Raw genomic sequence first — 8,395 nt, 5'->3', positions numbered from 1 at the left:
TCTTTTTGTTTACTTACATTTCATCCTCTAAGGGGCATTAGACAATAAAAAAATTAGTATTCTAAAATATTTATTTTAATGTGTCCTTCTTAACAATTAAGAAGGACCAACTCTTTAAACTTATTTATTAATTCTCCACTTTAACGATAGCCATTTTCCCGTTATATGGCTTGTTACCTTTTGCTTCTAATGCTTTAGTTGCTTCTGATAAACCGTCAAATTTCTCGTAATAGATATAATATTTACTTGTCGCTATATTGTAAAAGAAATTAACATCTGATCTTCCTGCAGCAACTGCTTTAGTCAGGAATTCATCTCTTTTTTCAACACTGCTGTGAACTGCAATAATCATATAATAACCATTTTCAGAATTTTTGATATTCTTGATGATCTGCATATTTGACTGATCTTCACCAAAATCAAAATCACTTGCCGTTAATGGTGTACTACTTACTTTTGTATTTTCCTTAATACGTTTAAGAGCTGCAACATCCTGATTGTATCTTCCTTCATCATTTTCATAAGCTGCACGCTTAATTCTACGTTTTTTCTCGATCTCAGTTTCCGCTTTGATACGTTCTAAATTCGCCAGTAACGCAGCACTATCTTGTTCCATTTGTAATTGAGCCGCTTTTAATTGGTTTATCTTTTCAAGATAAGCTTTGTTTAAAGCATCATTTTTATTTGGAACTTTTCTTAATCTTTGGTTATATAAATTGGTAAGCTTGATTAGCTCCTCTTTTGATGTTCTGTTTGCATCAGCAAGCTGTACTTTGAAAGCCTCTAACTGACTATTTTCTGCAGCAACACTTTTAAACGGTTTAGGTTCTCTGTAGATTCCTTTTTCACTTAAATCATTTTCTTCTCTAAGATCATCCAGGTCTTTTTGCTTTTTGGCTACTGTTGTTGTAAACTGTGCATAAAGCTCTTTTTGTGATGTAATTGCTGCATCTATAGCTTTTGATAAAGCCTCGATTTCTTTTGCCGAATCATCTTTTGGAGCTGACGCTGCTGCTGCTGCTGCTGCATCTGCTGCTAACTTAGCTTTCAATTCTGCTTCTTCAGCTAGTCTGGCTTGTAATGCTTCCGCATCAGCTTTAGCTTTAGCGTCGGCAGCTAATTTTAACTGAAGAGCGTCTGCATCGGCTTTGGCTTTTTCTTGTGCCTCAAGTTTAGCTCTCACAGCATCTTCCTCAGCTTTCGCTTTGTCATCAGCTGCTTGTTTTATTTTTAATGCTTCTGCATCCGCTTTGGCTTTAGCATCTGCCGCAAGCTTTGTCTGAAGTGCTTCTGCATCTGCTTTGGCTTTTTCATCGGCCGCTAATTTTGCTAAACGAGCTTCTTCTGCTACTTGTAATTGTTTTGCTTCCGCTTCAGCTTGCAATTTTGCAGTAGCTTCAGCATCCGCTTTTACTTTAGCGTCTGCAAGCAGTTTAGCTTGTAAAGCTTCCATATCTGCTTTGGCTTTTGCATCAGCAGCTAATTTCTCTTGTAGTGCTTCTGCATCCGCTTTAGCTTTGGAATCAGCTGCAAGTTTTGCTTGTAGTGCTTCTGCATCGGCTTTGGCTTTGGCATCAGCAGCTAATTTCGCTTGTAATGCTTCTGCATCCGCTTTTGCTTTGGCATCAGCAGCTAATTTAGCTTGTAATGCTTCCGCATCCGCTTTGGCTTTGGCGTCAGCTGCAAGTTTTGCTTGTAGTGCTTCTGCATCTGCTTTCGCTTTGGCATCAGCAGCTAATTTTGTCTGTAGTGCTTCTGCATCCGCTTTGGCTTTGGCGTCAGCTGCAAGTTTTGCTTGTAATGCTTCTGCATCCGCTTTGGCTTTAGCATCGGCAGCTAATTTTGCCTGTAATGCTTCTGCATCCGCTTTGGCTTTGGCGTCAGCTGCAAGTTTTGCTTGTAATGCTTCTGCATCCGCTTTGGCTTTGGCATCAGCAGCTAATTTTGCCTGTAGTGCTTCTGCATCCGCTTTGGCTTTAGCATCGGCAGCTAATTTTGCCAAACGCGCATCTTCAGCTTCTTGTAATTTTTTTGCTTCTGCTTCAGCTTTCGCTTTAGCAGTAGCTTCAGCATCTGCTTTAACTCTTGCATCAGCAATTAATTTTGCCTGCAATGCTTCCATATCAGCTTTCGCTTTGGCGTCAGTTGCTAGTTTTGCTTGTTGTGCTTCCGCATCCGCTTTAGCTTTGGCGTCAGCTGCAAGTTTTGCTTGTTGTGCTTCCGCATCGGCTTTGGCTTTAGCATCGGCAGCTAATTTTGCTTGTAGTGCTTCTGCATCCGCTTTAGCTTTAGCATCGGCAGCTAATTTGGCTTGTAATGCTTCTGCATCGGCTTTTGCTTTTGCATCAGCAACAAGTTTTGCTTGTAGTGCTTCTGCGTCAGCTTTTGCTTTTGCATCAGCAACAAGTTTTGCTTGTAGTGCTTCCGCATCAGCCTTGGCTTTTGCATCAGCCGCTAGTTTTATTTTCAATGCTTCGGCATCCGCTTTTGCTTTTGCTTCTGCAGTGATTAATGCTTGTCTTGCTTCTGCATCGGCTTTCGCTTTGGCATCAGCAGCTAATTTTTCTTTTAGTGCAGCTTCTTCAGCGGCTTTTGCTTTTGCATCAGCAGCTAATTTTGCTTTATTCGCAGCATCAATACTTGCTTTCGTTTTAACTTCGGCAGCAGCTTTAGCTTTCGCATCTGCTGTTAGTTTAGCCTGATACGCATCTGAATCTGCTTTAGCTTTAGCATCAGCAGCTAAAATAGATTGTAAATCTGCGGCCTCCGCTTTTGCTTTAGCATCCGCTTTTCTCTTCGCTTCTGCAGCATCGGCCTTGGCTTTTGTATCGGCCGCTAATTTTATTTTTAGTGCTTCTGCATCCGCTTTTGCTTTGGCATCAGCAGTTAGTCTTGCTTTTGCAGCCGCTTCAGCATCTGCCTTCGCTTTTTCAGCAGTTAATTGTGCTGATGTTTTTTGTGGTGTAGCCGGAGCGCTTGCTGCTTTTGCTTTTGCAGCATTTTCAGCATCAGCCTTAGCTTTTGCATCAGCAGCTAATTTTATTTTTAATGCTTCAGCATCGGCTCTTGATTTGTCTGCGGCTAATTGAGCAGCAGTTTTTTGTGGTGCAGGTTTAGCAGTAGTAGCTGCTTTTCTGGCAGCAGCTTCAGCATCAGCTCTTGATTTGTCCGCAGCTAATTGTGCCGCCGTTTTTTGTGGTGCAGGTTTAGCAGCAATAGCAGTTTTTCTCGCAGCACCTTCTGCATCAGCTTTAGCTTTCGCATCAGCAGCCAATTTTAATTTTTGGGCTTCTGCTGCATCGGCTTTAGCCTTATTATCTGCTATTAATTTTACTCGTGCTGCTTCAGCGTCTGCTTTTGCTTTTTCAGCAGCGGCCAGTCTTACTTGTTTTGCTTCTGCATCTGCCACAGCTTTTGCTTCAGCAGCTAATCTGGCTTTCTCTACTCCATCAACTCTTGTAACTGGTGTAGTCGTTTTCTTAGCTGGTACGGGTTTTGCTTTAGTAGGATCGATAAGCGAACCTTCATCATCATCGCCGTAATAGTAATTTTTACTTTTGAATTTATACGCAATTACAAATTCATGGGAACCACCTAAATTCGTGAGATTACCCATTCCTCTTTCGTAGTTGTATTCAACAGCAATGCTTGGTGAAATATTTACACCAAGCCCTGCTGATATTCCGTATAAAGTATTATATCCAGCCTGTGCCCATACTCCCTGTGGAATAGCAATCATGGCAAGTCCTGAAAGAACCGTTTTATCTTTTTTAATTTCTGTTTTTACAATTCCGGAAAATTTACTTCTGTCAAAAAAGCCATAGCTATCAAGATATCCAGTATACATAGCGTGTAATTCGATCGCTCTTTCCGGATCGTCTTTTACCACACCTGTACCAAAGTTGTAAAGAATAAGATTGTTTACCGATAATCCGAAATCAAGAAGTGCAGTACCATAATTGATACCAGGATTTACTGTAAGTAATGTATTTGAAGGATAATCACCGTTTAGAATAGTTGGGTCGTCAGAAACTATTTTCCCTTTATCTAAACCGCTTTTATACACTCCTGCGTTTAGTCCAAATGTTAAGTTACTATCTTCCTGTAAAACGATGTTATGAGCAAAATTGACTACTCCGCCAAAAACGGTCATCAGACCATAATTTTGCTGAAATAAGCCCACTGCAAAAGCTTCGTTTTCTCTGAAACGACCGGAGTAATTGAATAAATAAGTATTTGGCGCATCATCAAACTGAACCCATTGTCTTTTGTTATAAAAACTTACATAAGGATTTGATTCGCGAACAAAACTAAATGTTGGATTGATTAAATATCTATTAAACTTTAATGAATTTCTGATAGGTAATGAAAACGAAACAACTCCATTCTCAGAAGTTTCCTGGGAATAGAGTGAATTTGAAAAACCGTAAAATAAAGTTATGAATAGTAGGATTTTCTTCATATTATTTTATCACAGTTATTGATCCTTTTTTTTCACCTGTGTCTGCTTGAATGACATAGTAGTAAACTGGATTTACATTTTTAAAATCTTTAATAAACGAATTGACTTGGGGGTCATAATTACTTCCAACATCATCAAACATGATTTCTCCGTTTGAGCTAATAATTATCAACTTGGTAGTCGCTGTTCTATATGCATCAGGAATGTTCCAATATGGATAACTTCCACTTAAATTTACTATGTTAGGAATTACCGCTGTCGGTGGGGCTGGTCCGGTAACTTTAAAAGAAAACTCCTTTGTAGCAATACATCCTGAGGCCTGAGAAATTTTAGCTTTATAATTACCTACTGCGGCTACCAAATAGGTATTTGTCGTTGCGCCGCCAATAAGATTGTTATTTAAATACCATTCGTAAGACGGACTTGTTGCGTCAGTCGAAACAGTAACGTTTATCGTTTCACCTTCGTTAAGTGAAACCGTATCTGCAACATCAATACTGGCATTAAAACCATTACTGCTTAGATTTATAGATCCTGAAGCTTTACAACCACCAAAATCAACTTCTACAGAATATGTTCCTGATTCATTAGTTGTATAAGTACGAGTACTAACTCCGTTAATAGTTACACCATCTTTCTTCCATGCATAACTATTTCCAGAAGTAGCTGTTAAGACTGTTCCTGATCCATTAGCACAAAAAGGGTTTCCTAAACTAGAATTGATAGTTACTGCAGAGCCAGATCCGGAAGTAGTAACAATTACACGATTTGAATAAGAAAGAGATGTACAAGTACCGTAATTAGTTTCGACATAATACGTTCCTGGAGCAGTAACAGTAAATGATGGTCCACTAGTTCCGGCCATTAGAGTTGGCAGTACAGTAGGTCCATTGTCTTTATACCAATTGTATGATAAAGATGGGTACTTTAAAGGGGAATCATTTTCGGGACTAGTACGATCTGGGTCGATAGACAATACAAGACTACCTCCTGAACAAAAAGTAGCATCCCCAATAAAATTATTAATTGTGTATTGTTTATCATGAATTTTATAATAAACAGGGAACTGTCTTTTTGCTGTTGAAGAAAAGAAACTGCTGCTCGCAGGCTGTCCTCCTGAACTTTTAACTCTTAAACTGTACGTATCTGATCCAACAATATCTGATGGAATTGAGAACGTAATTGTCTTCTTATCTGGCGCATCATCAATCTCACCTACAAAAACCACAGGCGTAGGTGTAGTGAAGCTTCCTGTTTTGTCTGATAATTCAACTTCGAATGTTGTCCCTGCGGCATAACCTGAGTAAGTAAATGATGCTTTGTACGTTGGATTAGTAGAACCTCCAGCACAAATTCTGTCAAAAGTTAAAATACTTGGCGTTATAGATTGGGCATGCAAAGTTGATTTAGCACAGAAAAGGATACTAAATAAAAGGAAAAAATTAGTAAAAGTTAAAGTAGTTTTTTGAATCATATAGTACGAGTTCTTGCTAAGTCTATATCTTCAAAAAATAAAATATCGATAAATGTTTCCGAAAAGTCATATTTATAATTCTCAATAATATCCTTTGCAAGCGCAGAATAAAAAGCTGTTATAGATGAATTTTCTAGACATTTTGTAATAGACTGATCGTTCGTTTCAGTCGCTATAGAAAGGCTATCCTTGGGGATGGATAGCCCTGCTATTAACTGATTAGAATTATCATCTAATTTGCTGATACGTTTATCAGCTATATCATTATTTTGGTTTAAAACTATTGACGCTGTTTTATTGCGTTTAGTAGCAAAAGAAGCAGTTTTGCTGGCTTCTGTACTTTGTGCATGTAAACTTAACGCAATAGGAGATACCAAAAATATTGTATAAATAAAATACTTTTTTATAGTTGGGGCCATTATGTTTTGATCTTTATTTAGTCCGGTATTAGACGATACATAAATTGTGTCTGGGGACTTTATTAATAAAATTTACGCTCTAAAATAAAAATCGAAATCAATTATTTGTTGCCGCTCGACGCTGTGATTTTTCCTAATTGTAATCTGAAATCTGGTTTTTTAGGATTGTAGATGTCAATGAATGTTTCTTTGTTATCACTTTGTGACATAACATTGAAAAACACAGGGTTTCCGTACCAGCTTTCTAAATCTTCATTGTTAGAGTTGTATTCTGTAAAGATGTTTCCATTACATAGGTTTAAATACATTTCTTCAATTTTGATTTTCTTAAGATTAGCATCGTTAATCTCTGTTTTACTGTCTAATAAAACAGCAGGATTAAATCCAGAGATTACGCTTCTTTTCATTTCTAGTGAAGCAGTTTCAGCAACATAAATTGCCTCTTTTACCAAACCAGCCTGAATATCAGCTTTGATGTTCTCACTGTCGTTAAGCATTGTAATATTTGTGGCTACAACTAAAGTTTGTTTTTTTGTAAAATCAGTTTCATTTTTCTTTTCGAATGATTTTACTTCCATGCAACGTGATCCGTCTTTATTACTTGATAAATAAGAAGATCTTACTGCTAATGAGTTATATAAACGACATTGTACTCCTTGAGTAAATTTGTAATCGTCATTGATTGATTTATATGAAACTAATTTAGTAGCGTTAAAATCACCTCCAAAGAAAGCGAATGAGTCACCACCAGAATAGCTAACCATTATGTTTTCAACAGTAGTTTTACTTCCAACACCAGCAAGTGTTAAACCATTGAAAGTATCAGCTCCTTTTACTTTTTTTCCAGCAAATTCTACTCTTACATATCTTAAAATTCCTGAGTTTCCTGCAGCATTGTCACCACCGTAAGTAGTAAGCGTTGGATCAAGATCTAAGTTATAAGAACCTACATTTCCAAATTTATTGATTGGAGCATCACCAAGAATTACAAGACCACCCCAGTCTCCAGCTTTTTTCTGGCTGCGGTTTGATGTAAATACGATTGGGTCAGTTTCTAAACCGTCTGCAATAATTTGAGCACCTTTTGTAACTACCAATGTTCCTTTAGTTTCGAAATCACCAATAATTAAAGTTCCAGGCTCGATTGTTAAAACAGCATTGTTTGTAACATAAACATTTCCTTGCAAAACATAAATATTCCTCTTCAGCAATTTAGTGTTAACAGAAATATTTCCTGCTAAAATTTGGTTTGCTTCTCCATACTCTACTTTGTTAGGCTTAAATTCGGTCCAGTTGTTCAACCAATTAGTGTAGCCCATAATTCCTTTCTCTTGTTGAGCACTCATAGCAGTAACTGTCAAAAGTACGCAGATCATTTGAGTAATTTTTTTCATGATAAGGGGGTATTACGGTTAATAATAAATTTGGGTATGCGTAAATGATAAAAACTCATCCCGGGTTATCTGATATTATTCAGAACACATCGGGAACGAGTTGTTTTTTTTATATCTCTTTCAAAATAACGTTATGAAATCAAGCTCATCTACGTAACTATTTTGAAAAAGGTTTTAAAAAATATTTTTTATTACATTTCGTTCAAATCGTTGAACTCATGTAAAGATTTCAATGTGCTTTCGTAAAATAAAATAGCAGCGATCAAATTTCCTTTGTCTGAATAAGGCATCATTTTTCTCTGAAATTCTACTGTTGTATCTAAGAATGCTGTTGTACCAACTGCCTGTCCGTCTAACACTTTTTTGTGTTCAGAATCATCCGGAATACCTAAGTCGGCCATCGTAACGCCTGGTTTAGTCACCAAAGCAATGTAAGGGAGAGTTTTCACTAAAACTTTTATACGCTCAATGTATAATTCCAAAAGCTCACCTTTCTGCATACCACTCAGTTCTTTTTGATCATGGTATTTACGGATGATAGCTGTTGTACTAATTATACTTCTCGGAGCATTTTTTGCCTGCGCAGAAATGCCTCCGGTTGTCAATAAAAAAAGTGCACTAAATAAAATAATTTTCCCTTTCATAG

At 37.4% G+C, this 8,395-nt stretch carries 5 protein-coding genes; all 5 read right to left on the bottom strand.

The genetic code is table 11. From position 1 onward, the window contains the following. Positions 1 to 127: 127 nt before the first annotated feature. A complete protein-coding gene (locus tag Q7C23_RS02210) occupies positions 128 to 4,462 on the bottom strand; it encodes a PorP/SprF family type IX secretion system membrane protein (RefSeq protein WP_375030971.1) in 4,335 nt (1,444 codons plus the stop codon). Position 4,463: 1 nt separating this feature from the next. Further along, the gene (gene sprC / locus Q7C23_RS02205) at positions 4,464 to 5,936 is read right to left on the bottom strand and encodes a gliding motility protein SprC (protein ID WP_375030970.1); all 1,473 of its coding nucleotides are present in this window, start codon (positions 5,934 to 5,936) and stop codon (positions 4,464 to 4,466) included. After that, complete coding sequence (locus Q7C23_RS02200) at positions 5,933 to 6,355, bottom strand: hypothetical protein (protein ID WP_375030969.1); 423 nt, start codon at positions 6,353 to 6,355, stop codon at positions 5,933 to 5,935. Before Q7C23_RS02200 ends, sprC begins: the two co-directional genes overlap by 4 nt. 101 nt (positions 6,356 to 6,456) lie before the next feature. After that, positions 6,457 to 7,749 carry a hypothetical protein gene (locus Q7C23_RS02195; RefSeq protein WP_375030968.1) on the bottom strand — a complete coding sequence of 431 codons (1,293 nt, stop codon included), beginning with the start codon at positions 7,747 to 7,749 and terminating at the stop codon, positions 6,457 to 6,459. Positions 7,750 to 7,940: 191 nt separating this feature from the next. Beyond that, positions 7,941 to 8,393 (bottom strand): hypothetical protein, encoded by a 453-nt coding sequence (locus Q7C23_RS02190; protein WP_194656450.1) that lies wholly within the window; start codon positions 8,391 to 8,393, stop codon positions 7,941 to 7,943. Positions 8,394 to 8,395: the final 2 nt, after the last annotated feature.

The sequence above is a fragment of the Flavobacterium sp. LAR06 genome (genome assembly GCF_041946075.1).
Classification (GTDB): Bacteria; Bacteroidota; Bacteroidia; order Flavobacteriales; family Flavobacteriaceae; genus Flavobacterium.
This window is presented reverse-complemented; position numbering and strand designations above follow the sequence as displayed.